Annotated in this window: 21 protein-coding genes; 9 read left to right on the plus strand and 12 right to left on the minus strand. The window is 63.5% G+C overall.

What is annotated here, in order from left to right; translation table 11 throughout:
• Window positions 1–52 precede the first annotated feature (52 nt).
• The 4 genes from NL528_RS15755 (at window position 53) to NL528_RS15770 (ending at window position 5,116) form a co-directional block, all read left to right on the plus strand.
• Window positions 53–2,626, plus strand: a complete 2,574-nt coding sequence (locus NL528_RS15755) for an ATP-binding protein (protein ID WP_309183596.1) — start codon at window positions 53–55, stop codon at window positions 2,624–2,626.
• 76 nt (window positions 2,627–2,702) lie between these two features.
• Window positions 2,703–3,092: a response regulator gene (locus NL528_RS15760; RefSeq protein WP_309183597.1), complete on the plus strand. Its 390-nt coding sequence runs from the start codon at window positions 2,703–2,705 to the stop codon at window positions 3,090–3,092.
• On the plus strand, window positions 3,089–4,339 hold the full coding sequence (locus NL528_RS15765; RefSeq protein ID WP_309183598.1) for a response regulator: 1,251 nt from the start codon (window positions 3,089–3,091) through the stop codon (window positions 4,337–4,339). Before NL528_RS15760 ends, NL528_RS15765 begins: the two co-directional genes overlap by 4 nt.
• Window positions 4,340–4,372: 33 nt before the next feature.
• Complete coding sequence (locus NL528_RS15770) at window positions 4,373–5,116, plus strand: hypothetical protein (RefSeq protein WP_309183599.1); 744 nt, start codon at window positions 4,373–4,375, stop codon at window positions 5,114–5,116.
• 131 nt (window positions 5,117–5,247) lie between these two features.
• On the opposite strand, the gene NL528_RS15775 is transcribed toward NL528_RS15770, so the two are convergent.
• The 12 genes from NL528_RS15775 to NL528_RS15830 form a co-directional block, all read right to left on the minus strand.
• Window positions 5,248–6,132 (minus strand): ABC transporter permease, encoded by an 885-nt coding sequence (locus NL528_RS15775; protein ID WP_309183600.1) that lies wholly within the window; start codon window positions 6,130–6,132, stop codon window positions 5,248–5,250.
• 5 nt (window positions 6,133–6,137) lie between these two features.
• The gene (locus NL528_RS15780) at window positions 6,138–7,079 is read right to left on the minus strand and encodes an ABC transporter permease (protein WP_074281428.1); all 942 of its coding nucleotides are present in this window, start codon (window positions 7,077–7,079) and stop codon (window positions 6,138–6,140) included.
• A gap of 150 nt (window positions 7,080–7,229) precedes the next feature.
• On the minus strand, window positions 7,230–8,741 hold the full coding sequence (locus NL528_RS15785) for an ABC transporter substrate-binding protein (RefSeq protein WP_309183601.1): 1,512 nt from the start codon (window positions 8,739–8,741) through the stop codon (window positions 7,230–7,232).
• 42 nt (window positions 8,742–8,783) lie between these two features.
• On the minus strand, window positions 8,784–9,878 hold the full coding sequence (locus tag NL528_RS15790) for a dipeptide ABC transporter ATP-binding protein (protein WP_309183602.1): 1,095 nt from the start codon (window positions 9,876–9,878) through the stop codon (window positions 8,784–8,786).
• Between the two features lie 172 nt (window positions 9,879–10,050).
• Window positions 10,051–11,040 (minus strand): ABC transporter ATP-binding protein, encoded by a 990-nt coding sequence (locus tag NL528_RS15795; RefSeq protein ID WP_309183603.1) that lies wholly within the window; start codon window positions 11,038–11,040, stop codon window positions 10,051–10,053.
• Window positions 11,037–11,747, minus strand: coding sequence for a DUF1028 domain-containing protein (locus NL528_RS15800; protein ID WP_309183604.1), 711 nt, complete (start codon window positions 11,745–11,747; stop codon window positions 11,037–11,039). Before NL528_RS15800 ends, NL528_RS15795 begins: the two co-directional genes overlap by 4 nt.
• A gap of 222 nt (window positions 11,748–11,969) precedes the next feature.
• A complete protein-coding gene (locus tag NL528_RS15805) occupies window positions 11,970–13,775 on the minus strand; it encodes a gamma-glutamyltransferase family protein (RefSeq protein ID WP_309183605.1) in 1,806 nt (601 codons plus the stop codon).
• A 109-nt stretch (window positions 13,776–13,884) separates the two neighbouring features.
• Window positions 13,885–14,886 carry an oligopeptide/dipeptide ABC transporter ATP-binding protein gene (locus NL528_RS15810; RefSeq protein WP_309183606.1) on the minus strand — a complete coding sequence of 334 codons (1,002 nt, stop codon included), beginning with the start codon at window positions 14,884–14,886 and terminating at the stop codon, window positions 13,885–13,887.
• A complete protein-coding gene (locus NL528_RS15815) occupies window positions 14,883–15,881 on the minus strand; it encodes an ABC transporter ATP-binding protein (RefSeq protein WP_309183607.1) in 999 nt (332 codons plus the stop codon). The genes NL528_RS15810 and NL528_RS15815 overlap by 4 nt, the downstream gene beginning before the upstream one ends.
• Window positions 15,882–15,909: 28 nt before the next feature.
• Window positions 15,910–16,872 (minus strand): ABC transporter permease, encoded by a 963-nt coding sequence (locus NL528_RS15820; RefSeq protein ID WP_309183608.1) that lies wholly within the window; start codon window positions 16,870–16,872, stop codon window positions 15,910–15,912.
• A 12-nt stretch (window positions 16,873–16,884) separates the two neighbouring features.
• A complete protein-coding gene (locus NL528_RS15825; RefSeq protein ID WP_309183609.1) occupies window positions 16,885–17,865 on the minus strand; it encodes an ABC transporter permease in 981 nt (326 codons plus the stop codon).
• A gap of 100 nt (window positions 17,866–17,965) precedes the next feature.
• Window positions 17,966–19,564, minus strand: coding sequence for an ABC transporter substrate-binding protein (locus NL528_RS15830; protein ID WP_309183610.1), 1,599 nt, complete (start codon window positions 19,562–19,564; stop codon window positions 17,966–17,968).
• Window positions 19,565–19,766: 202 nt separating this feature from the next.
• Between NL528_RS15830 and NL528_RS15835 the strand changes: the two genes are divergently transcribed.
• From NL528_RS15835 to NL528_RS15855, 5 genes are all read left to right on the plus strand, one after another.
• The gene (locus NL528_RS15835) at window positions 19,767–21,020 is read left to right on the plus strand and encodes an FAD-dependent oxidoreductase (RefSeq protein ID WP_309183611.1); all 1,254 of its coding nucleotides are present in this window, start codon (window positions 19,767–19,769) and stop codon (window positions 21,018–21,020) included.
• 99 nt (window positions 21,021–21,119) lie between these two features.
• Entirely contained in the window at window positions 21,120–21,371 is a 252-nt protein-coding gene (locus NL528_RS15840; RefSeq protein ID WP_074280644.1) for a DUF6489 family protein, read from the plus strand.
• Window positions 21,368–22,171: an esterase/lipase family protein gene (locus NL528_RS15845; protein WP_375144057.1), complete on the plus strand. Its 804-nt coding sequence runs from the start codon at window positions 21,368–21,370 to the stop codon at window positions 22,169–22,171. The genes NL528_RS15840 and NL528_RS15845 overlap by 4 nt, the downstream gene beginning before the upstream one ends.
• Window positions 22,172–22,255: 84 nt before the next feature.
• The gene (locus NL528_RS15850) at window positions 22,256–23,806 is read left to right on the plus strand and encodes a wax ester/triacylglycerol synthase family O-acyltransferase (RefSeq protein WP_309183612.1); all 1,551 of its coding nucleotides are present in this window, start codon (window positions 22,256–22,258) and stop codon (window positions 23,804–23,806) included.
• Window positions 23,807–23,900: 94 nt separating this feature from the next.
• Window positions 23,901–24,896 carry an alpha/beta hydrolase gene (locus tag NL528_RS15855; RefSeq protein WP_309183613.1) on the plus strand — a complete coding sequence of 332 codons (996 nt, stop codon included), beginning with the start codon at window positions 23,901–23,903 and terminating at the stop codon, window positions 24,894–24,896.
• Window positions 24,897–25,051: the final 155 nt, after the last annotated feature.

The following is a 25,051-nucleotide window of genomic DNA, read 5'->3' on the forward strand; positions in this document are numbered from 1 at the left end:
TACCGCACTGCGGCAAGAGACAAATTCCTGCGTTCTTGCTAGACAGGGCGGGATGAGCATTTCACTGCATCCCGATACGCCGGAAGGCCGGACGCTGGCGGCATCGCCGGCGGCGGCCGTGCCGCCCGCATCGGGACCGACGGGCACCAAGATCCGCAGCCGGCTGTTCACCAAATACGTCGCGCTGTTCGTCGCGGTGGTCGGCGTTGCATTGCTTTCCAACGGGATTTTCGAGGTTTTCTTCTACTACCGCGAGCACAAGCTGGCCCTGATCCGGATTCAGCACGAGCAGGCCGAGGCCGCGGCGGCCAAGATCAGCCAGTTCATCAAGGAAATCGAAAGCCAGCTCGGCTGGACCACCCAATTGCCCTGGTCGGCCGGGTCGCTGCAGGACCGCCGGTTCGATGCGCTGCGGCTGTTGCGGCAGGTGCCGGCCATTACCGAACTGTCGCAGATCGATTCGACCGGCAAGGAGCGCTTGCGGGTTTCGCGCCTGGCCATGGACGTCGTCGATTCCGGCGTCGACCTCTCCAAGGACCCGAAATTTACCGAGGCCGTCGCCAACAAGGTCTATTACGGGCCGGTCTATTTCCGCCGCGAATCCGAGCCTTACATGACGCTGTCGCTGGCCGGCACCCGCAAGGACGCCGGCGTCAGCATCGCCGAGGTCAATCTGAAGCTGATCTGGGACGTGGTTTCGCAGATCAAGGTCGGCGAGAAGGGCCACGCCTATGTGGTGGGCTCGCAGGGCCGCCTGATCGCGCATCCCGACATCAGCCTGGTGCTGCGCAACACCGACATGTCGAAGCTCGCGCAGGTGCAGGCTGCAATGTCGGGAAATCCGGATGGCGTGGACCCGTTGCAGGGTGCGCTGAACATTCAAGGGCAAGAGGTGCTGACGGCCTCCGCGCCGATCTTGCCGCTTAAATGGACCATGTTCGTCGAACTGCCGGTCAAGGAAGCCTATGCGTCGCTGTACCAGGCGTTGCAGCGGCTCGCGGTGGTGCTGCTGATGGCATCGATCTTCGCCGTGCTCGCCGGGATATTCCTGGCCCGGCGCATGGTCGGCCCGATCCAGGCGTTGCGGGCCGGCGCGGAGCGGATCGGCGGCGGCGATTTCGCCCAGCGCATCTCGATCAAAACCGGCGACGAACTGGAAGGCCTCGCCAATCAGTTCAACGACATGGGCTCACGCTTGCAGGAATCCTACGCGGACTTGGAGAACAAGGTCGAGCAGCGGACTGCGGAACTGAGCGAATCGCTGCAGCAGCAGACGGCCACCGCGGATGTGCTCAAGGTGATCAGCCGCTCGGCATTCGACCTGAAATCGGTGCTGACGACACTGACGGAATCGGCCAAGGCGCTGTGCGGGGCATCGCTTGGCATCATTTGCCTCAGGGATGGCGAGGTAATGCGGCTGCAGGCCGAATCGGGCTGTACGCGGGCCTTTATCGATTTCATGCACGCCAACCCGATCAAGCCGGGCCGTAACACGATCACCGGCCGGGTTTTTATGGACAGCAAGCCTGTCCACGTCCCGGATGTGCAACGCGATCCCGAATATAATTTTGGTCCAGCATCCACACTCGGCGATTACAGGGCGGTGCTCGCGGTGCCCTTGATGCGCGACGGCGCGGTCGAAGGCGTGCTGCTGCTGGGACGGCCCAGGCCCGGGCCCTTCAGCGAGCGCCAGATCGATCTCGTCCAGACCTTTGCCGACCAGGCCGTCATCGCTATCGAGAACGTGCGCCTGTTCGAGCAGGTCCAGGAGCGCACCAGGGAGCTGTCGCTCTCGCTGGAAGACCTGCGCACCGCGCAGGACCGCCTGGTGCAGACCGAAAAACTCGCCTCGCTCGGCCAGCTCACCGCCGGCATCGCGCATGAAATCAAGAATCCGCTCAATTTCGTCAACAATTTCTCGGCGCTGTCGGGTGAATTGATCGACGAACTGAACGATCTGCTCAAGGACGCTTCGCTCGACGACAAGACGCGCGAGGAGATCGACGAGCTGACGCATATGCTGAAGGGCAATCTGGAAAAGGTGGTTCAGCACGGCAAGCGCGCCGATTCGATCGTCAAGAACATGCTGCTGCATTCGCGCGAGGGATCGGGTGAGCACCGCCCGGCCGACATCAACGCGATCGTCGAGGAGAGCCTCAATCTCGCCTACCACGGCGCGCGCGCGGAAAAATCCGGATTCAACATCAAGCTTGAGCGCGACCTCGATCCCGCAGCCGGGATGGTCGATCTCTACCCGCAGGAAATCACGCGCGTCTTCCTCAACCTGATTTCGAACGGCTTCTACGCCGCGACCAAGCGCAAGGGAGCCGGCGACGGAACCTTCGAGCCGACGTTGAGGGCGTCGACCAAAAGCCTGGGCGCCAAGGTCGAAATCCGGATTCGCGACAATGGCACCGGTATCCCCTTGGAGGTGAAGGAGAAAATGTTCAATCCCTTCTTCACCACCAAGCCCGCGGGCGAGGGAACCGGGCTTGGCCTGTCGATGAGCCACGACATCGTGGTGAAACAGCACGGCGGCGCAATCGACGTCGATACCGAACCTGGCGTATTTACCGAATTCATCATTACGCTGCCCCGAACCGGGGCGGCACAAGCAAAGGCATGACCCGAAGGGCCGCGTTAGCGAAAAGTGGAAACCGGTTTTCGGGAAAGATCGTGCTCAAATATATTGGAGGCAAGAATTGAGCGTTTACATACTCGTCGTCGATGACGAGCCCGATGTCGAAGCCTTGTTTCGCCAGCAATTCCGGCGCGATCTCAAGTCCGGGCGCTTCACGATGGAGTTTGCTCCGTCGGCGCCCTCGGCCTTGCTGCGTGCCGCGGAAATTCGTGACCCGTCGCTGATCCTGATCCTATCTGACATCAATATGCCCGGCATGAGCGGCCTTGAAATGCTGCCGAAGGTGCGCGCCGAACGGCCCGACGTGCCCGTGATCATGATCACCGCCTATGGCGACGCCGAGACGCGGCGCAAGGCGATCGAGCGCGGCGCGGTGGGTCTGTTGACCAAGCCGATCGATTTCGCGCTGCTGCGCCACGAGATCGATACCAGGCTCGGGCAAGCCGCATGACCGCAACCATCCTCGTCGTCGATGACGAGCCCGATCTCGAGGCTCTGGTACTGCAAAAATTCCGCCGGCAGATCCGCGACGGCGCGATGACCTTTGTGTTCGCGCATGACGGCATCGAGGCGCTGGCCTCGATCGAGCAACATCCGCATGTCGACATGGTGGTGTCCGACATCAACATGCCCCGGATGGACGGGCTGTCGCTGTTGCAAAAGCTGCAGGAGGCCGAGGACAAGACATCGACCATCATCGTTTCCGCCTATGGCGACATGAGCAACATCCGCACCGCGATGAACCGCGGCGCGTTCGACTTCCTGACCAAGCCGATCGATTTCGGCGATCTCGAAATGACGATCGACAAGACCATCCGCCATGTCGAGATGATGCGCGAAGCCCGCCGTCGCCAGGCCGAGGCCGAGCGCGCCCATGCCTCGCTGTCGCGGTATTTCTCGCCGCAGATTGCAAGCCGGCTTGCCGCGATCGGCGATAGCGACGGCATGGAGGTGCATTGGCGCGACGTCGCGGTCATCTTCACCGACATCACCGGTTTTACCTCGCTGGTGGAGACCGCAGCAGCTGAAGTGCTGGGCGCGCTGCTCAACGAATATGTCGGCGGGATGACCGATGTCGTGTTCGCCCATGAGGGGACGGTCGCCAAAATCATCGGCGATGCGATCCAGATTCTGTTCAACGCGCCGGGAGAACAGCCGGATTATGCCAGGCGCGCGATCGCCTGCGCGCATGATCTCGACATCTGGGCCCAGGCGTTCCGCGAACGCTGGAAGGCGAAGGGCGTGAATTTCGGCGCCACCCGGATCGGCGTTCACGCCGGTCCGGCGCTGGTCGGGAATTTCGGCGGCAGCCGGTTCTTCGACTACACCGCCTATGGCGACACCATCAACACCGCAGCACGGCTCGAGGCCGCCAACAAGTTCCTGGGCACCCGGATCTGCGTCAGCGCCGTGGTGGCCGACGCCGCCGCGGATTTTCGCGGGCGGCCGGTCGGCGATCTCATGCTGCGCGGCCGCAGCGAGCCGCTGCGCGCCTACGAACCGTTGCCGGAGGCGGTGTTCGCGGAGTCCGCGACGTCGCAATATTCCGATGCCTTCGCCAAGCTCGAGGCCGGCGATGCCACGGCGATGCCGGCCTTTGCGGCGCTGGTCGGGCTGCATGCCGACGATGCGCTCGCCGGCTTTCATCTGAAGCGGCTATTGAACGGCGCCAAGGGCGTCCGCATGCAGCTGGAATAACGGGATACGAGTAACAGGATCTGGGGAACAGACATGACGCGCGATTTTCCGGCCGGGAATTACCGGTTCATTCCGGCGGTGTTTCAATATTCGAGCGGCGCCGCCGCCGCTCCCGGCTTTGAAATCGAGCGCGTGCGCTTCGACAAACCGGTAGCCCTGGCCGAGGGCTTTGCGCGGATCGCAACATATATTCAGGCGGCGGGGCGGCCGCTGACGTCGTTCTGCGCCTGCGAGTTGCGCTCGCCCGCGGCGTTTACCGAGGATGGCTTTCGCGCCTTCAACCAGCATTACGTCAAGACGCTGGCCGAATGGGGCCTGTTCGACGGGACCACCAACCCGGTGGCGCGCAGCAATGTCTGTCCCGAGATCGATCCGCCCGCCGAGCCGTCGTTTTACGCGTTCTCGTTCACGCGCCCGGGTTCGGGCACGTCGCCGTCCTTCGTCATCGCCGGCAGCGCCGAAGCGCGCGGCGGCGCCGGGAGCTATCCCGAGCGCATCGTGCGCTACCGCGATCTCAGTCCGGACGGCTTGAAGGAAAAGGTGAGGTTCACGACCGCAGAGATGGAACGCCGCCTCGCCGAGTTCGGTTTCGGCTGGAACGACACCACGGCGGCGCAGGCCTACACCGTGCACGACTTCCATCCCGTCATGGTCGACGAACTGGCGCGCCGCGGCGCCACGCGCTCCGGATTGACTTGGCACTTCGCGCGTCCGCCGGTGATCGATCTCGAATACGAGATGGATTGCCGGAGGGTGGCGCGCGAGATGGTGATTTGAGAGTCTGACTGGAGCGAAACAGGCCTTCTTTCGTCATTGCGAGGAGCGAAGCGACGAAGCAATCCATTCTTTCTTTGTGTGGTGAGATGGATTGCTTCGCTTGCGCTCGCAATGACGATGTTGAAGCGGCATCACCGCTCCCTTGGGTCGAGCGCGTCGCGCAAGCCGTCGCCGACCAAATTGAACGACAGCACCACCAGGAAGATCGCAAGCCCCGGCCACAGCGCCATCCAGGGTGCGTTGGTCAGGAAGCGCTGCGCGGCGTTGAGCATGCTGCCCCAGGACGGCTGCGGCGGCTGCTGGCCTAGGCCCAGGAACGACAGCGCGGCTTCGGCGATGATGGCGGCCGCGATCGACAGCGTCGCCTGCACCAGCAGCGCCGGCATGATGTTGGGCAGGATGTGGAACAGCGCGATGCGCCAGCGCGGGTTGCCCATCGCGCGCGCGGCCTCGACATAGTCCTCTACCTTGACGCTCATCGCCTGGCCGCGGGTCAGCCGGATGAAGATCGGCGTGGCGGAGACACCGATCGCGATCATGGCGTTGCCGAGGCTGGGACCTAAAAACGCCGCGAGCGCAATGGCGAGGATCAGGAACGGGACCGCCAGCATCGCATCGGTGATGCGGCTGATCAGGGCGTCGATGAAGCCGCCGCGATAGCCCGACAGCAATCCGAGGGGGACGCCGACGGAAAGCGCAATCCCGACCGAGATCGCACCGGCCACCAGCGAGGCCCGCGCGCCGTAGATGACGCGGCCCAGAATGTCGCGGCCGAGATCGTCGGTGCCGAACCAATGCAAAGCCGACGGCGGCTTGCGCACCAGCGACCAGCTGGTCGCGATCGGGTCATAGGGCACGATCAAGGGCGCAAACAGCGCCAGCAGGATGAACGTCGCGATCACGATCAGGCCGACCACCGCGCCCTTGCGCTGGAACAGCCGGCGCAGCGCGCGCCGCGTCGGGCTCTCCAGTTCTTCGGAGACCCCAATGGGAATGTTGAGTGCAGCGTCGGTCATGCCGTTCAAGCCCTCAGCCGCGGATTGACCAGGATATAGGCGATATCGGCGATCAAATTCAGCGTGATGTAGATCGTCGCCGTCACCAGCACCACGCCTTGCACCACCGCATAATCGCGGTTGAATACGGCGTCGACGATCAGCTTGCCAAAACCCGGAATCGAAAAGATCTGCTCGGTCAGCACCGCGCCAGACAACAGCGTGCCGAGTTCGAGCGCGCCGAGCGTGATGACCGGCGTCAGCGCGTTGCGCATGGCGTGCTTGAGAATCACCGAGCGCTCGGAAAGGCCCTTGGCGCGGGCGGTGCGGACGTAGTCGCTCTCCAGCACCTGCAGCATGGCGCTGCGGGTATGGCGCATCAGGATCGCGGCGATCGCATTGCCCAGCACGAAAGCGGGCATGATGGTGGAGGCGAGGCTGGCGCGCCAGTTTTCGCTGAGCGGCACATAGCCTGAAGCCGGCAACCAGCCGAGTTCGATCGAGAACAGGAAGATCAGCATGATGCCGAGCCAGAAATTCGGCGTCGAGATTCCCCACAGCGCGAACAGATTGGCGCCGTAGTCCCAGGCCGTACCCTTCTTTACCGCCGACACGATGCCGGCGGGGATGCCGATCAGGAATGCGATCACGATCGCCATCGCCGCCAGTTGCATGGTCACGGGCAGTTTTTGCGCGATCAATTCGCGCACCGGCACCTTGATGCGCAAGGACTCGCCGAAGTCGCCGGATAATACACCCTTGACCCAGTAGACATACTGGACCGGCACCGGCCGATCGAGCCGGTACTGCTGCCGGATTTGCTCGATGACCGCGGGATCGCGCTCCTCGCCGGCCATGATCAGCGCGGGATCGCCGGGCAACAGATGCTGCAGCGAAAAGATCAGGATCGACACGAAGAACAGTGTCGGGATCAACTGGACAATACGCCGTGCGAGGAAGTTCAGCATGGCATTATCGTGTCCCGGGCGCAGCGCAGCGTGCAACGGTGCGCTGCAGAACCGGGACCCATCCACGATGCGCGGCAGGTCCCGGCTCCGCGGAGCAGCGTAAGAACGCTGCACCGCGTCCGGGACACGAGAATGCGGGCGCAGCCATGCTCACTTCAGCTTCAGCCCGACCACGCGCACCAGGCCGTCGGGCATCTGCTTGTAGCCCTCCAGCCTCGTGGTATGCGCGATCAGTATCTTGCGGTGAAAGATGTAGAGGATCGGCTCCTCGTCGAGTGCGGCCTTCGTCAGCTTTTCATAGATCGCCTTGCGCTGCGCCTGATCGGTGACCAGGCGGCCGTCGTCGAGCGCCTTGTCGGCATCGGGATTCGACCAGGCGCTATAGTTCTGTGGCGCTTCGGTTTTGAGGAAGATGTAGGAATTGCCGTCCGGATCGATGCGCCCGCTCCACGCCAGCATATAGGCCTGGTATTCGCCGGCCTCGGCCTGCTTCAGCGACGTCGCGAACTCGGTGACCCTGATCTTCATGTCGAAGCCGGTCTCCGCCGCCATCGACTGGATCACCTGCGCGACGGCTTCGGTTTCGGCGCCCTTCGGCACCATGAAGTCGACGCTGACCGGCGCGGTCACGCCTGCTTCCTTCAATAGCGCCTTGGCCTTGGCGACGTCGCGCCCGCGCACCGGGAAGGATTTCTGGTAGTAAGGATGATCGGGATTGACCCATTGATTGCCGGGTTTGAACTCGCTGTTGAATACGACCTGGTTGATGGCCTCGCGATCGATTGACAGATCGAGCGCCTGGCGCACCTTGGCGGACTGGCTGAGCGGTCCCTTGGCCTTGTCCTTGCCGATGTTCAAGGTCACGCCCTGATAGCCGAGCTCGATCGCGCTGGATAATTTGAGTTTCGGGTCCGCCTGCACCGCCTTGATGTCGGTCGCCAGCAGCCGTTCGATCAGATCGAGGCCGCCGGATTTCAGATTGGCGAGGCGGACCGTCGCATCCACCAGCGGCAGATAGACGATGCGGTCGATGTGGATGTTGTCCTTGTTCCAGTAATCGGCGAATTTTTCGAACACGATGCGGTCCTGCTGCACACGCTCGACGAATTTGTAGGGGCCGGCGCAAACCGGATGCAGCCCGAACTTGTCGCCTTCCTCCTTCGCCGCCTTCGGCGACACCATCATCCCCGCGCGATCGGTGAGTTGCGCGACCAGCGGCGAATACGGCGTCTTCAACACGATCTTGATGGTCAGAGGATCGACGACGTCGATGTGGTCGACGGCGGCAAGCTCCGGCTTGCGAAACGACGTCGGCATCGTCAGGTGGCGATCGAGCGAGAATTTCGCAGCCGCGGCGTCCAGCGGCTCGCCGTCCTGGAATTTCACGCCCGGCCGCAGCTTGATCGTGACCTCCTTGCCGTCGGCCGAGGTCTCGTGCGACAGCGCGAGCTGCGGCACGATGTTGAGCTTTTCGTCGATGTCGAACAGCTTGTCGCAAAACGCTGCAAATACGATGCGGCCGACATAGGTGCGCGCCAGCGTCGGGTCGAGGATATCAGGGTCCTCGGCAAGCCCGATGCGCAGCGTGGTCTGGGCTTGAACATTTGCCTCGAACGACAGCAGCAAGGCCGCCGCCGTCACTGCCAAACGCAGGATTTTCATCGCTCTGTCCCCATGTCCTCTTGGATTAAATGTCCTCTTGGATTAAGTCCCGACTGTATCAACCCCGGCCCGCGCCGGCCCTTCCGCACCACCGCTGAACGCGGCGACCAATTTTTCCAGTGTCGACGAAAAGCCGCCATCGGCTGGAACGATGCTCTCGGGTGGCGGCAGTTCCGCCGTGCGGTGACAGGCCGTTGCATGTCCGGTGCCGTCGGCGAGCAGTTGCGGCACCTCGACGCGGCAGCGCTCGATCGCATAGGGGCAGCGGGTGTGGAAGCGGCAGCCCGGCGGCGGACGGAGCGCGCTCGGCATCTCGCCCTGCAGCACGATACGGCTGCGTTTTGCGCGCGGTTTTGGTACGGGGATGGCCGACAATAGCGCGCGGCTATAGGGGTGCATTGGCGCGGCGAACAGCGCCTGCGCCTCGGCGATCTCGACGATGGTGCCGAGATTCATCACTGCGACCCGGTCGGCGATGTGCTTCACGACGGCCAGATCGTGCGAGACGAAGATGTAGGCGAGGCCGAGCCGGTCCTGCAGGTCGCGCAAGAGGTTCAGGATTTGCGAGCGGATCGAGACGTCGAGCGCCGATACCGGCTCGTCGCAGATGATCAGTTTCGGCTCGACCGCCAGCGCCCGGGCGATGGCGATGCGCTGGCGCTGGCCGCCGGAGAATTCATGCGGATAGCGGCGCGCAAAGCGCGGCTCGAGCCCGACCAGCCGCAGCAATTCCTCGACCCGCTCGCGGCGGCGCGGCGGCGGCACGAGGTCATGCAGCGCCAGGGGCTCGGTCAGGATCTGGCTGACCGTCATGCGCGGATTGAGCGAGGCGTAAGGGTCCTGAAAGATGATCTGCGCATCGCGGCGGAAGATACGCAATTGGTTGGCGTCCAATGCGAGCAGATCGCGCCCCTCGAAGCGAACCGTGCCCGCATCGGGCTCGATCAGCCGCAGCACCAGCCGGCTCACCGTGGACTTGCCGCAGCCGGACTCGCCGACCAGCGCCAGCGTCTTGCCGGCATCGACCGAGAAGCTGACGCCATCGACGGCCTTGACGTGGGCGGTCGGCCGGCCGAACACCGAACGATCGGCGACGAAATGTTTGACCAGGCCTTCGACTTCGAGCAGAGCGGTCATTTTCGCGCTCCGAAGTTCTCGTGTCCCGGGCGCTGCGCAGCGCGAAGCGTTGCTCCGCAGTACCGGGACCCATTCTTCTCGGCATCAAAGTTAGGCCCCGGTTCAGCGGTGCACCACTGCGCTACGCCTGTGCTGCACCGCGCCCGGGGCACGAGATGGGAGAGGAGTGCGGTCACGACACCAGCCTCTCCAGTGGGGCCCGGACGCAGCGCGACGCGTGACTTGGGCTCAGCAACGCCAGCGGTGGCGGCGCGGCGAGGCAGATGTCGCTGACGAACGGACAGCGCGCGGCAAAGCGGCAGCCGGATGGCGGATTGGCCATGTTCGGCACCATACCCTCGATGGTCGCCAGATGCGAGGCGCGGCGGTCGAGCCGCGGGATCGACCCGAGCAGGCCGACGGTGTAGGGATGCTGCGGGTTGGCGAACAATTCGTCCACCGGCGCGCGTTCGACGATTTCGCCGGCATACATCACGGCGACCTCGTCGCAGACTTCGGCGACGACGCCGAGATCGTGGGTGATCAGAATGATCGCGGCCCCGCTTGCGGCTTTCAATTCGCGCATCAGATCGAGAATCTGCGCCTGCAGCGTGACGTCGAGTGCGGTGGTCGGCTCGTCTGCGATCAGAAGCCTGGGATCGCAGGCCAGCGCCATCGCGATCATCACGCGCTGGCGCATGCCGCCGGAAAGCTTGTGCGGATATTCATCGATGCGCTTTTCGGGCGAGGGGATATGGACGCGGCGCAACAGCTCGATCGCGCGCTCGCGGGCCTGGCGCCGCGTTCCGCCGCGATGGCGCAAAATGGTCTCGATGATCTGGTCGCCGACGGTAAAGCTCGGGTTGAGCGAGGTCATCGGTTCCTGAAAGATCATCGCCAGCCGATTGCCGCGGAGGTCGCGCAACGTCTGGTCGGGGACGTCGAGCAGATCGAAGCCGTCGAACCGGATCGAGCCGGAGACTTCGGCGGAGTATTTTGACAGCAGCCCCATGATCGCGAGCGAGGTCACGCTCTTGCCGCAGCCGGATTCGCCGACCAGCCCCAGTGTCGCGCCGTTGGCGACGCTGAGATCGACGCAATCGACCGCATGTGTCGAACGGCCGTCATCGCCATGGAAGATGACGCGCAATCCCTCGATTTCGATCAGCGGGCTCGCTGTCATCCCTGACTCGCAATCGCGGCGTTGATCCCGGCGTCGATGGTCTCGCGGTCGGTCACCCCGGCCGGATTTTTGCGGGTCGGGAGAAATTGGCGGAAATGTACCCAGCGCTCGCGGCTGACTTGTTCAAGCCGCTCCAGCTCGGCAAGCGGATCGGCATGGTCGTCGACGCGCAGGTCGAGATCGGACCATTCTTCCTCGCCGTGGATCAGCAGCGCCGCCGATTGCTTGCCGCGCTTGTCGCCGCCGGCGGCTTCGCCGGCCCGCATCGCTGCGATCAGCCGCCGGGCGAAGGGCAGGCTGGCACTCGCGGCATAGGCTTTCGCAGTGTCATCCAACACGGCTGCACCCGCCAGCATATTTCCCGCAATCGAAAAGCCGTCGCCCTGAATATGCCCGCACCAGTCGACGCATTCCTTGCCGGTGAAAGACGCGATGCGGCCCTTGGCATCCATGACGTGCAGTTGCCTGCTCTCCCGGCCGCTGTCGGCAGCGATCAAGGTTTTGACGATGTCGCAGGATTCGCGCCCCTCGCGCAGCAATTTCACGCCGTCGATGCCGTAATAGGGATTGACCAGCGCCTGCGTCGCGACAGCGCCACATCCGGCGGCGATGTGCGGCACGCGGGCGCCGACCGCGAAAAAACGCGTCGCGACCGCGATGCCAAAACGGCCGGTAGCGCTATCGCGGGCGATGATCGACCAGGTCATCTCAAATCTTCTCTCCCTCTCCCCGCTCCTCGCGGGGAGAGGGTTGGGGTGAGGGGCTTGTTCGGCAAACAAGGTGGAAATCGGGTTCGCGGAGGCTCCCCCTCACCCGGAATTCAAGCTGTGCTTGAATTCCGACCTCTCCCCGCAAGCGGGGCGAGGTGGAGTTTGGGGCTCGCTCTGCGATTCGATGCGAAGTCATCATGCGCTGACAGTCATCTCAGCCTACCGTCCGGCCGCATAGCCCTGCATGCCCCGCGGATTGGCAGCGGCGCGGCGGCGGCGGCCTACCTTGGAAGCCGCGGTCAGGCGTCCCTCCGACCAGTCGGGCCCGATCTCGACGACGTGGCCGCGGCTCTTCAGCGTATCCACGGTCGCCTTCGGCACGCGGTTTTCGACCACGAGCACGCCTGGGCGCGCGGTGCGCGGCCAGAACGAAATCGGGAAATGTTCGGAATGCCAGGCCGGCGCGTCGATCGCTTCCTGCAGGTTCAATTTGGCGTGGACGTGCCGCAGGAAGAATTGCGTGGTCCATTGATCCTGCTGGTCGCCGCCGGGCGAACCCCAGGCCATGTACGGCTCACCGTCGCGATAGCACATGGTGGGCGAGAGCGTGGTGCGCGGGCGTTTGCCGGGTGCCAGTGCCGCCGGATGATCTTCCTGGAGCCAGAACATCTGGGCGCGGCTGCCGAGGCAGAAGCCGAGTTCCCGAATAACCGGCGAGGATTGCAGCCAGCCGCCGGACGGCGTCGCCGAGATCATGTTGCCGGCCTGATCGATGATGTCGAAATGCACGGTGTCGCCGCGCACCTCGCCGAACCGGCCAACGGTCGGCTCGCCCGCGCCCATCGCGCCGACGGCCTCGCGATGGCCTTCGGCGCGGCGCAGTTTGACCACCGAACCAAAACCTTCGACCGAGCCGGGGACGAAGTCGAGCGAGGCTTTATCCCTGGAGATCAGCTTGCGGCGTTCGTCGTTATAGGCGTCCGACAGCAAGGTCGCGATCGGGATCTCCGTGAACTTGGGATCGCCATAGAACTTCTCGCGGTCGGCAAACGCAAGCTTGGCTGCCTCGATCTGCAGATGGATGAATTCGGGGCCGGCGGGATCGAGCCCGTCGAGCTCAAATCCCTTCAACAGCGCCAGCTGCTGCAGCATCACCGGGCCCTGGCTCCAGACCCCCGCCTTGCACACGGTGTAGCGGCCGTAATCATAGGTCAGCGGCGCCTCGATGGTCGGCTGCCAGCGCGCCATGTCGTCGGCCGAGAGCACGCCGCGATGCGGCGAGCCGCTGACGTCCATCACGTCCTGGGTGCGGCAGAATTTGTCGATCGCCTCGGCCACAAAACCGTGCGACCAGGCCTTTCGCGCGGCTTCGATTTGGGCTGTGCGGTCGCCTCCCGCAGCTTCGGCCTCCTTGAGAATGCGCGCATAGGTTTCCGAAAGCGTCTTGTTGGTGAAGAGCGTGCCGGGTTTGGGCACCTCATTGTTCGGCAGATAGACCGCCGCCGACGTCTTCCAGTGCGTGCGGAACAGTTTTTCGACGATCTGGATGGTGGCGGCGGCGCGCTCGACCAGCGGGTAACCGTCGCGGGCATAGGCGATCGCGGGCTCCAGCACGTCGCGCAGCCGCATCGTGCCGTAGTCGCGCAACAGCAGCATCCAGGATTCGAATGTGCCGGGCACGCAGGCGGCCAAAAGTCCGGTGCCGGGCACCATCTCCAGCCCCTCGCTGCGATAATGCGCAATGGTCGCTTTCGAAGGCGCGGGGCCCTGGCCGCAGATCACCTCGGTGCGCGCGCGCCTGGTGTCATGCACGATGATCGGGACGTCGCCGCCCGGGCCGTTCAGATGCGGCTCGACCACTTGCAGCGTAAACGCGGTGGCGACGCCGGCGTCGAAGGCGTTGCCGCCTTTCTCCAAAATACCCATCCCGACGGCGGTCGCGATCCAGTGGGTCGAGGTGACGACCCCGAACGTGCCTTCGATTTCAGGCCGGGTCGTGAACGGATCGGGATTGATGTTGCCCATGGGAACCTATCGTTTCGTTTGCGCTGGTATCTTGGTGCGGGCGCACTTGATCACAGGAGAGGCCCGCTGCCAACCGTTTGGTTGACAAGGTTGGCTTCCATTCGCGTGATCATGCGGAAGCTTTCGCCGGGACCGGATTGTTGACGGCGTGACAGGCGACGCCGTCGATCAGCGATGGCGCCACCTTGTGGCAGAGATCGAACGCCAGCGGGCAGCGCGGATTGAAGGCGCAGCCGGGCGGCGGATCGATCGGATTGGGGATCTCGCCCTTGACCGGAATCCGCTGCCGGCCGGACATCGCGAGATCGGGAACCGCGCCGAGCAGCATCTTGGTGTAGGGCATCCGCGGATTGTTGAAGAGTTCGCGCCCCTCAGCGATCTCGACGATGCGGCCGAGATACATCACGCCGATGCGGCTCGCCATGTGGCGGACCACCGCGAGGTTATGGCTGATGAAGAGATAGGTCAGACCGAATTTGTCCTGCAGGTCGCGCATCAGGTTGAGGATCTGCGCCTGCACGGAGACGTCCAGCGCCGAGGTCGGCTCGTCACAGACGATGAATTCGGCTTCCGAGGCCAGCGCCCGCGCAATCGCGATGCGCTGCCGCTGGCCGCCGGAGAACTCATGCGGAAATTTCAGGCCGTCATCGGCATGCAGGCCGACCAGGTTCAACAACTCCCCGACGCGCGCCCTGATGTCGCGCTCGCCCTGGATCAGATCAAAGGCGCGAATCGGCTCTGCGACGATGGCATCGACCCGGAAGCGCGGATTGAGGCTCGCATAGGGGTCCTGAAAAATCATCTGGATGCGGCGGCGCAGACGCTGGCGAGCCTGCGATTGCTTGCGGTCGGTCATCGAAATGCCGTCGATGATCACCTCGCCGGAACTCGGCGGCAACAGTCCGACCACCATGCGCGCGACGGTAGTCTTTCCCGAACCGGATTCGCCGACCAGCGCAAACGTCTCGCCCCGCCTGATATCGAAGGTCACGCCGTCGACCGCTTTGAGAAATTCCAGATGGCCGCCTTCGAGCACCCGGTTCAGCCACGGTTTTGAAACGTCGAACACGCGGCGCAAATTCCTGACGTCGATGAAGGGTGCCGGGCTCATGCCGCGGTCTCCTTGACGTTTTCCTTGGCGGCGGGGTCGTAGAGATGGCAGGCCACCGCCTGCGTGGCGTGCGGAGTTGGCTCCGGCCGTTCGACGCGGCAGCGATCGAATGCGAACGCGCAGCGCGGGTTGAACGAGCAGCCCGGCGGGATCGCCGACAGCCGCGGCATCGAACCCGGAATTTGCACCAGCCGCTTGTCTTCGCCCGCCAATGTCGGGATCGCGCCCATCAGGCCCTTGGCGTAGGGATGCAGCGGGTTCTGCACGACGTCCTGTACCGGCCCGATCTCGGCAATCCGGCCGGAATACATCACAGCAACCCGGTCGGAGGTTTCGGCGATCACGCCCATGTCGTGGGTCACCAGCATGACGGCTGTGCCGTGATCGCGGCCGAGGCGCTTGATCAAGGAGATGATCTGGGCCTGGACGGAGACGTCGAGCGCGGTGGTCGGCTCGTCCGCGATGATCAGCTCCGGCCCGGCGCAGATCGCCAGTGCAATCACGACGCGCTGGCGCATGCCGCCGGAGAATTCGTGCGGATAGGCGTCGATGCGCTTTTCCGGTGCGGGAATGCCGACCTCGGCCAACAGATCGATCGCGCGCTTGCGCGCTGCGGACTCCGACAAATTGCTGTGGGTGCGGATGGTCTCGATGATCTGGTCGCCGATCCGGTAGAGCGGATTGAGACTGGTCAGCGGATCCTGAAAGATCATGCCGATGCGTTTGCCGCGGATGCGGCGGATCTCTTCCGGCGGCAGATGATCGATCCGCATGCCCGACAGATAGATCTCGCCGCCGGCGATCCGGCCGGGCGGGTCGATCAGCCCGATCACCGCAAGTCCCGTGACCGATTTGCCGGCGCCGGATTCCCCGACCACGCCGAGCACTTCGCCCTTGGCGATGTCGAACGAAACCCCGTCGATGGCGCGCAGCGTATGGTGGCGGGTGACGAACTCCACCTCGAGATTACGCACCGAGAGAACAGGAGCGGTCATACAGCCAAATCTCTGAGAAAGCCGCGTCTCATCTGAGCTTCGGATTGAGCGCGTCGCGCAGCCAGTCGCCGAGCAGGTTGATGGAAAGGATCAACGCCGCGAGCGCCATGCCGGGGAAGGCGACGATCCACCATTCGCCGGAAAACAGATAATTGTTGCCGATGCCGATCAGGGTGCCGAGCGAGGGCATGGTATCGGGCATCCCTGAACCGAGAAACGACAGCGTCGCCTCGGTGATGATGGCAAGCGCGAGGTTGATGGTGGCGATGACGAGGATCGGCCCCATCGTGTTGGGCAGCACGTGACGCAGCATGATGACGGGGGCGGGCAGGCCGATCAGCTGCGCTGCGGCGACGTAATCCTTGCTCTTCTCCACCAGCACCGAGCCGCGCACGGTGCGGGCATATTGCACCCAGAAGCTAAGGCCGATCGCAACCACCAGCACGGCCAGCATGTTCATCGCGTCCAGCCGGTTGCCGAACACCGACTTGACCACGCCGTTGACGAGCAGAGCGATCAAAATGGCAGGGAAGGTGAGCTGCACGTCGGCGATCCGCATGATCAGGCTGTCGACGGCGCCGCCGACATAGCCCGCGATCAGGCCGAGCATGATGCCGAGCGCGCCGGAGAACACGACGCCGAGCACGCCGACCACGAGCGAAATGCGCAGGCCGTACAGGATCGCCGAAAGCACGTCGCGGCCCTGCTCATCGGTGCCGAGCAGGAACGGGCTTTGGCCGTCGGCTGTCCACAGCGGCGCGATGCGCGAATTCATCAACTGAAGCTGTGCCGGATCGAACGGGTTCTGAACGGCCAGGACGGAAGCGAAGATCGCCAGCAGGAAAAACAGGATCGTGATGGCCGCCGCCACCATTGTCAGTCTGGAACGGCGGAATGAATAGAACACGTCGCTTTCGAGCGCGCGCCGCAACCAGCCGCGGCCGTGCGGTGCGCTCGGTTCGGCTTGGTGTGGGACAACGGCGTCGGACATGAAAATCTCGCTCTAGCCCGGACGGCTGATGGTCGAGCGCAGGCGCGGATCGACCACGGTATAGAGGATATCGACCACGAGATTGATGGTGACGAAGATCAGCGACACCATCAGCAGGTACGCCGCCATGATCGGGATATCCACGTTTTGCACTGCCTGTACGAATAGCAAGCCCATGCCGGGCCACTGGAATACGGTTTCGGTGATGATTGCAAATGCAATAACCGAGCCAAACTGCAGCCCGGCCACCGTGATCACGGGAACCAGCGTGTTCTTCAGCGCGTGGCCGAAATGGATCGCCCGCGTCGTCAGCCCGCGGGCGCGGGCGAAGCGGATATAGTCGGTGCGGAGCACTTCGAGCATTTCGGCGCGCACCAGCCGCATGATCAGGGTCATCTGGAACAAGCCAAGCGTGATCGACGGCATGATCAGCGCCTTGAGGCCGGAAACCGTGAGCAGGCCGGTGGTCCACCAGCCGAGCCGCACCACCTCGCCGCGGCCGAACGAGGGCAGCCAGCCCAGCGTCACCGCGAACAGATAGATCAGGAGAATGCCGATCAGGAAAGTCGGCAGCGAGATTCCGATCAGCGATACCGCCTGGAATATCTTGGCAAGCACGGTGTCACGCCGCAGCGCCGAATAGACGCCCATCAGGATGCCGAACACCATCGCGAAAATCGTGGCGCAGATCGCGAGTTCCAGCGTCGCCGGCATTCGCTCCTTCAGGAGGTCCGAGACCGGCTGGCGAAACTGGTAGGAGACGCCAAATTTGAATTGCGCGGCGTTGGCGAAATAGTGCACGAACTGGACCGGCACGGGATCGTTGAGGCCGAGGGACTGGCGGATCGCGGCGCGCTCGGCGGCCGAGGTGTCGATCGCAACCATCTGGTTGACGGGGTCGCCGGCGAACCGGAACATCGAGAACGCGATGATGCCGACCGCGATCATGACGCCCATGGCCTGGATCGCCCGGCGAAGAGTGAAAGCGAGCATGTGATCCTTTCACTTCTCTGCAAGTGCGGTGCGCGTCATTGCGAACCGTAACGAAAAGTCCCGGAGGCGCGAGGCTCCCGGGACCCGTGCATTCAAGCTGCTACTCCTGCTTGGTCGCCCAGTACAACAGCACTTCGTTGTCCGCGCGCTGGGTCAATTTCACCTTGTTCGAGACGCCCCAGGCCAGGGCCTGCTGATGCAGCGGGACGTAGCTGTAGTCCTTGTTTCCGATTTCGAAGGCCTGCTTGATCAACTGGTCGCGCTTGGCCGCATCGGTCTCGACCAGGATCTTGTCGGTGAGGACGTCCAGTTCCCTGTTGCAGTACCCGCCGAGATTGGCTTCACCGCGGTTGGGGTCCTTTTCGTCGTCCCGGCAGCCCATGATGTCGTGCAGCACGTTGTGCGAGTCCGATGAGGCCGGCGTCCAGCCCAACATATAGAACGAGGTCTTGAACCCGCCGGGCTTCAAGACCTTGGCGAAGAACTGCTGCTTCGGCTGCGCCAGGAGGTCAACCTTGACGCCGATGCGCGCCAGCATGCCGACCACGGCCTGGCAGATCGCGGAGTCATTGACGTAACGGTCGTTGGGGCAATCCATCGTGACTTCGAAGCCGCTGGGGTAACCGGCCTCGGTCAGCAGTTTCTTGGCCTCGTCGGGGTCTAATTTCGGCCGCTTGAACTCCTTGGAAAGCGCAAACAGCGGCGGGGCGACCATCAGCGCCGACGGGGTCGAGAGGCCGCGCATCACGCGTTTCTGGATCAGGTCGACGTCGACCGCCTTGTAGAAGGCTTCGCGGACGCGGATGTCCTTGAACGGGTTCTTGCCCTTGACGTTCGAGTACAGCAATTCGTCGCGGGTCTGGTCCAATCCGAGGAAGATGGTGCGCAGTTCCGGCCCAGTCAGAACCTTGGCGATCCCGCTCGCATTGACGCGTTCAATGTCCTGAATCGGAACCGGCTCGATGACGTCGACTTCGCCCGAGAGCAGGGCGGCAACGCGCGTCGCGGCGGAAGCGATCGGCGTGAAGTCGATTTCCTTCAAATTATGTTCGGGCTTGCCCCACCAGTTCGGGTTAGCCTTGAACACGGTCTTCACGCCCGGCTGATGGCTCTCGATGTAGAATGGGCCGGTGCCGTTTTCGTGCAGCGATGCGTAGCTCGGCGAGGTCGCCGAGGCGGGCGTCGGCGCCACCGAGTTGTTTTCCTGGCACCACTTCTTGTCCATGATGAACCAGCCGTCCCATTGCGAAACGAGAATCGGATTGGGCGAGTCGAGCATCACGTCGACCGTGTAATCGTCAACCTTGACGAACTTCGCGTCGGTCGCAACGTTGGTCAGAAAATTGGAGCCCGTGGCACGCACGCGATCCGCGGAGAAGATCACGTCCTCGGCGGTGAAGGGGTCGCCATTGTGGAACTTGACGCCCTTGCGCAGATGGAAGCGCCACTGGGTTGGTTTCAGGATTTCCCAGCTTTCCGCCAATGCCGGAACGATCTTCAGATCCTTGTCGCGGGTGACCAGGCCCTCATAGACATGCGCATGATGCGCAATGGTCGTGGTTTCCTTGAGCGTATAGGGATCCAGCGATTTCAGGTCGCCCTGGTTGGCGTAGCGCAAGGTTTGGGCCGATGCCGGCAGCGTCGCAATCGCGACAGTTAAGGCTGTGGCCGTTGCAAGCAAACTCTGACGTACCGACATATGACTGACCTTGTTCCCGTTATGATCAGCCGGTTCGCGCGCTACCGGCAGATATTACCTTTTTGTATTGTTGCCAGAGTTTGGCCGCCGCGCAAGCGCGATTTCCCGTATTGGCGAACCGGTTTGCGTCGCAATGCCGCAATGACTAGCTTCACCTTAAGCCGGGCGCGCAAGCGCGTGACATTCAACTTTCGGAGCGCCGATGGCGGAATTGAAGGCCGATGTACTCGTCCTGGGTGCGGGCATGGTCGGCGTCGGCGCTGCGTTGCATCTGCAGAAGCGGGGCCGCGATGTGGTCCTGATCGACAAGCACGCGCTCGCCGGCGAAGAGACCAGCTTTGGAAACGGCGGGCTGATCGAATGCGCCTCGGTATTTCCCTACATGTTTCCGCGGGATTTCAGCCAGATCCTGCGATACGCGATGAATCGCTCGCCGCAGGTGCGCTACAGCCTGTCCGATCTTCCGGCATTCCTGCCGTGGCTGGTGCGATATTATCTGGCGTCTTCGCCGGCGCGGGCACTGCACAGCGCGATGGCCGAGTTGCCGCTGATCCAGCGCAGCCTCATCGAGCACGAGGCGCTGATCGCGGAAGCCAGGGTGCCGGAGTTGTTGCGGCGCACCGGCTGGATCAAGCTGTTTCGCTCCGAAGCGACGCTTGCCAATGCCGGCCGCGACCTCGAACGCGCCAAACAATATGGCGTTGCGAGCGAGATTCTCGATCCCAAGGCGATCGCGGCGCGCGAGCCCAATCTGACCGGTGACTTCGCCGGCGCAACTTATTTTCCAACACCCGGCTTCGTTCCTGATCCCGGGGGCCTCGCCAAGGCCTATGCGGCGCTGTTCGGCCGCAAGGGCGGGCGGTTTCTCGTCGGCGACGCGCGAACGCTCGAAGCGTCCGGCGGGCGGTGGCGGGTGGCGACGCTGGAGGGGGCGGTGACCGCGCGCGAGGTCGTCGTCGCGATGGGGCCGTGGTCCGATCAGATATTCGGTCCGCTCGGCTATTCGATCCCGCTCAACATCAAGCGCGGCTATCATCTGCATCTTCAGCCGCGCGGCAATGCCGTGCTCAATCATCCCGTTCTGGACTCCGATCTCGGCTACCTGCTGGCGCCGATGAACCGCGGCATTCGCATGACCACGGGTGTGGAGTTCGCCCGCCGCGATGCGCCGCCAACGCCGCTCCAGGTGCTGCGGGCGCTGCCGCGGGCGCATGCGCTGTTTCCGCTGGGAGACCCGATCGAGGCCAAACCCTGGATGGGGGCGCGGCCCTGCTTGCCGGATATGCTGCCGGTGATCGGCAAGGCGCCCCGCCATGCCGGGCTGTGGTTCGATTTCGGCCACCAGCACCACGGGCTGACGCTCGGGCCTGCAACCGGCCGCCTGCTGGCGGAAATGATGACCGGCGAGGTCCCGTTCGCCGATATCAGGCCTTTTGCGGTGGAGCGTTTTGGTTGACCATGTGGGACGAATGAGGGGCAAGGGCAGTGTCTTGTCCTTGCGTGACTCAGCCTGACGCGGCGATACTGCGGCAGGCGATCAAGAGAAGGAGCGGTCATGAAGGTAAACGTCGAAATAGATTGCACGCCCCTCGAAGCCCGGCAGTTTATTGGGTTGCCGGATGTGCAGCCGATGCAGACGGCCGTGATGGACAAGCTGCAACAGCAGATGCTGAGCAATATCGAAAAGGTCTCGCCCGAAGCCCTCATGCAGAGCTGGTTCACCTTCGATCCCAAGATCGCCGAGCGCTTTCAGGACATGTTCGTGACCATGGCCGGCCTCGGTGGCGCCAGCAAGAGTAAGAAATAGTGGCCGCGACGGACGGGAGCGCGCCGGCGGAACAAAAAAAGCTTCGTGCACCGAGCTTGTTCCTGATGCTGGCCGAGGCGAGGAGCCTGTTCGAACTCAATTCGAGCCTGCTGCTGTCGCCGCTATTGCTGCGCGCGCCGAAGGGCGACGGTCATCCGGTGCTGACGCTGCCGGGATTTCTCGCCAGCGACCTGTCGATGGCGCCGATGCGGCGATATCTCAAGGAACTCGGCTACGACGCCTATGCCTGGAACATGGGCCGCAATCTCGGCGGCATCTCCGGTCTGCGCGGCGCGCTGCGCGACCTCCTGAAACGGATTCACGAAATCACCGGGCGCAAGGTCTCTATCGTCGGCTGGAGTCTCGGCGGCGTCTACGCGCGCGATCTCGCACTGCAACTGCCGGACATGGTGCGATCGGTGATCACGCTCGGCAGTCCGTTCGCCAATGATGTCAGGGCGACCAACGCCACGCGGCTCTACGAGGCGTTGTCGGGCGAGGGCGTGAACGACAATCCGGAGATCCGGGAGGCGATCGCCGGCGACCTGCCGGTTCCCGCTACCTCGATCTATTCCCGTACCGATGGCATCGTGAACTACCATACCTGCCTGCTGCGCCCGTCCGAAACGGCCGAAAATATCGAGGTCTATCTCGCCAGCCACGTAGGTCTGGGCGTCAATCCCGCCGCGCTATGGGCGGTGGCCGATCGGCTGGCGCAGCCGGAGGGTGAATTCAGGCAATTTGACCGATCGGGGCCGTTTGCCATTGCATATGCGCCCCCGGAAAATGCACAATCCTGATCGATGTCCTGATATCTTCAGGGCCGTGAGAACGCCAGAAGCGCCGCCAAGGCGCCGCGTGATTTGTTTCTCGGGAGGAAAAATATGAGCGACGCCAAAAAGCTGTCCTCGATGGACGCCTCGTTCCTGTATCTGGAAACGCCGGAAATGCCGATGCATGTCGGAAGCATGGCGATCTTTCGCCTGCCCGAGAATTACAACGGCAATTTCTTCGAAGAGTTCAAGGCGATGATCGCCTCCCGGCTGCACATCGCGCCGATCCTGAAAGCGCGGCTGGAAAAGGCGCCGCTCGACATCGATCATCCGTCCTGGGTCGAGGACGACCAGTTCGATATCGACCGGCATATTTTCCGCGGCAGCCTGCCGGCCCCCTACGACCGCGCGACGCTGGAGCGCATCGTCGGCTGGATGCATGCCAAACTGCTCAACCGCGCCCGTCCGCTCTGGGAGTTCTATGTCTTCGAGGGCATGAAGGACAACGAGATCGGGCTTTACTCCAAGATGCATCACGCCTGCATCGACGGCGGCGCAGGCGCGGCGCTGACCAACATGATCTACGACGTGACGCCGGTGCCGCGGGTGGTCGAGCCGCCGATTCCGCAGGCCAAGGGCGGGCCGGAGCCGCGCGACATCGCCGCCAACCTCATCGATTCCTATCAGGCGCTTTGGCGGCAGCCATTCGATGCCTCGTCGAGCCCGAAGACCATCGACCTGCCGCGCTCCGGAAAGAGCGATCTCGGGTCGATCCTGTTCGACAACGCCATGTTCCAGATCGAGAGCGCGGTGAAATTCGCCAGCAGCGTGCCGACGATGCTGAAGAGCGTCTCCGAGGTGATCGGCAAGGTCACCGATCCCAAATCGCGCGACAGCATCGCCAGCATGGTTTCGCCCTCGACGATCCTGAACAAGGCGATCTCGTCGGAGCGCAGCTTTGCCGGCACCTCGATCTCGCTGTCGAAAGCCAAGGCGCTGGCCAAACAATCCGGCGGCAAGCTCAACGACGTCGTGCTGGCGCTCGCCTCCGGCGTGGTGCGGCGCTATCTTTTGGAGCGCGGCGCCCTCCCGGCCAAGGCGATGACCGCCGCGGTGCCGATCTCGCTGCGCGAAGAGGGCAACACCGACGCCAACAACCAGGTGTTCGGCATGATCTGCTCGATTGCCACCAACGTCGAGGATCCCAAGACGCGGCTGGAAACCATCATCGCGCAATCCACCAAGTCGAAGGAGATGTCGCATCCGCTGCGCGCCTTCATGCCGCAGGTCTCTAATATCTCGATGCTGGGCACGCCGATCCTGGTCCAGATCATGGCGCTGCTCTACAGCCGCTCCGATCTCTCCAACGTGCTGCCGCCGGCGGCGAACATCACGGTCTCCAACGTGCCGGGGCCGCGGCAGACGCTCTATGCGGCCGGCGCCGAATTGCTGCACATCTTCCCTGTGTCAATCTCGACCCACGGGCTTGCGCTCAACATCACCGTGCAGAGCTATCGCGACCAGCTCGATTTCGGCTTCATCGCCGGCGCCAACATCATTCCCCATGTCCAGGTTTTGTGCGACATGCTTCCGCTCGAATTCGAGGCGCTGGAAAAGGCGCTCGCGCCACCGCCCGCCGATATCAAGGGCGCAGCTGAATAGGGCATGATCCGAAAAAAGCCTGCCCCGCAGTTGATGCGGGGTGGGAAACCGGTTTTTCGACAGATCATGCCCAAGAGAAAACAGAGATCGTTCGATGATAGAGATGCCGCCGCTGCAGTTCGCCCAGACCAACGGGATCCGCATGGGTTATTACGAGGCGGGCCCGACAACCGACAAGCCACCGGTCATTCTCTGCCATGGCTGGCCGGAGATCGCATTTTCCTGGCGTTACCAGATCAAGGCGCTGGGCGAGGCCGGCATCCGCGTGATCGCGCCGGACCAGCGTGGCTATGGCGCGACCGACCGGCCGGAGCCGGTCGAAGCCTATGACATGGAGCACCTGACCGGCGATCTCGTCGGCCTGCTCGACCATCTGAAGATCGACAAGGCGATTTTCGTCGGCCACGACTGGGGCGGCTTTGTCGTCTGGCAGATGCCGCTGCGGCATCCTTCACGCGTCGCCGGGGTCGTCGGGGTCAACACGCCTCACCTGGGTCGCGCGCCGGCGGATCCGATCGAGCTGTTCCGCCAGCGCTTCGGCGACAGCATGTATATCGTGCAGTTTCAGGCCCCCGGCCGCGAACCCGACAAGATCTTCGGCAGCCGTGTCGAGCAGACTTTCGACGCCTTCATGCGCAAGCCGGTGACGCGCCCCGAAGGCACGCCGGAAGAACAGCCTATTGCGGGCGTCGGCGCGTCAGCGCGACTCAATCTGGCGTTTCCGCAGATGATCGCGAATTACGACGCCAAGCACGATCCGCGCACGCCGATCCTGTCGCCGGAGGAAAAGCAGGTCTTCGTCGACACCTTTACGAAGACGGGCTTCACCGGCGGCATCAACTGGTATCGCAACTTCACCCGCAACTGGCAGGGCTCGGCCGGCCTCGATTTCACCGTACGGGTACCGTCGCTGATGATCATGGCCGAGAACGACGCGGTGCTGCCGCCCTCCGCCGCCGACGGCATGGAGAAGCTCGTTCTCGATCTGGAAAAATATCTGGTCCGGGGCAGCGGCCATTGGACGCAGCAGGAAAAGCCGGAAGAGGTCAGCGCCAAGCTGATCGAATGGCGTAGGAAGAGATTTGGGTGAGGCGTATCCGGTGTCGTCATCCTGAGGTGCGAGCCCTCTTCGGCGAGCCTCGAAGGATGCGGCGACGGGCGCAAGCGGCCCATCCTTCGAGGCGCGCAAGTGCGCGCACCTCCCGAGCGAACGCAAGTGCGTTCGTCCGGGGATGACGCTGGTTA

Origin of the sequence: Bradyrhizobium sp. Ash2021 (genome assembly GCF_031202265.1) — a bacterium.
Classification (GTDB): Bacteria; Pseudomonadota; Alphaproteobacteria; order Rhizobiales; family Xanthobacteraceae; genus Bradyrhizobium.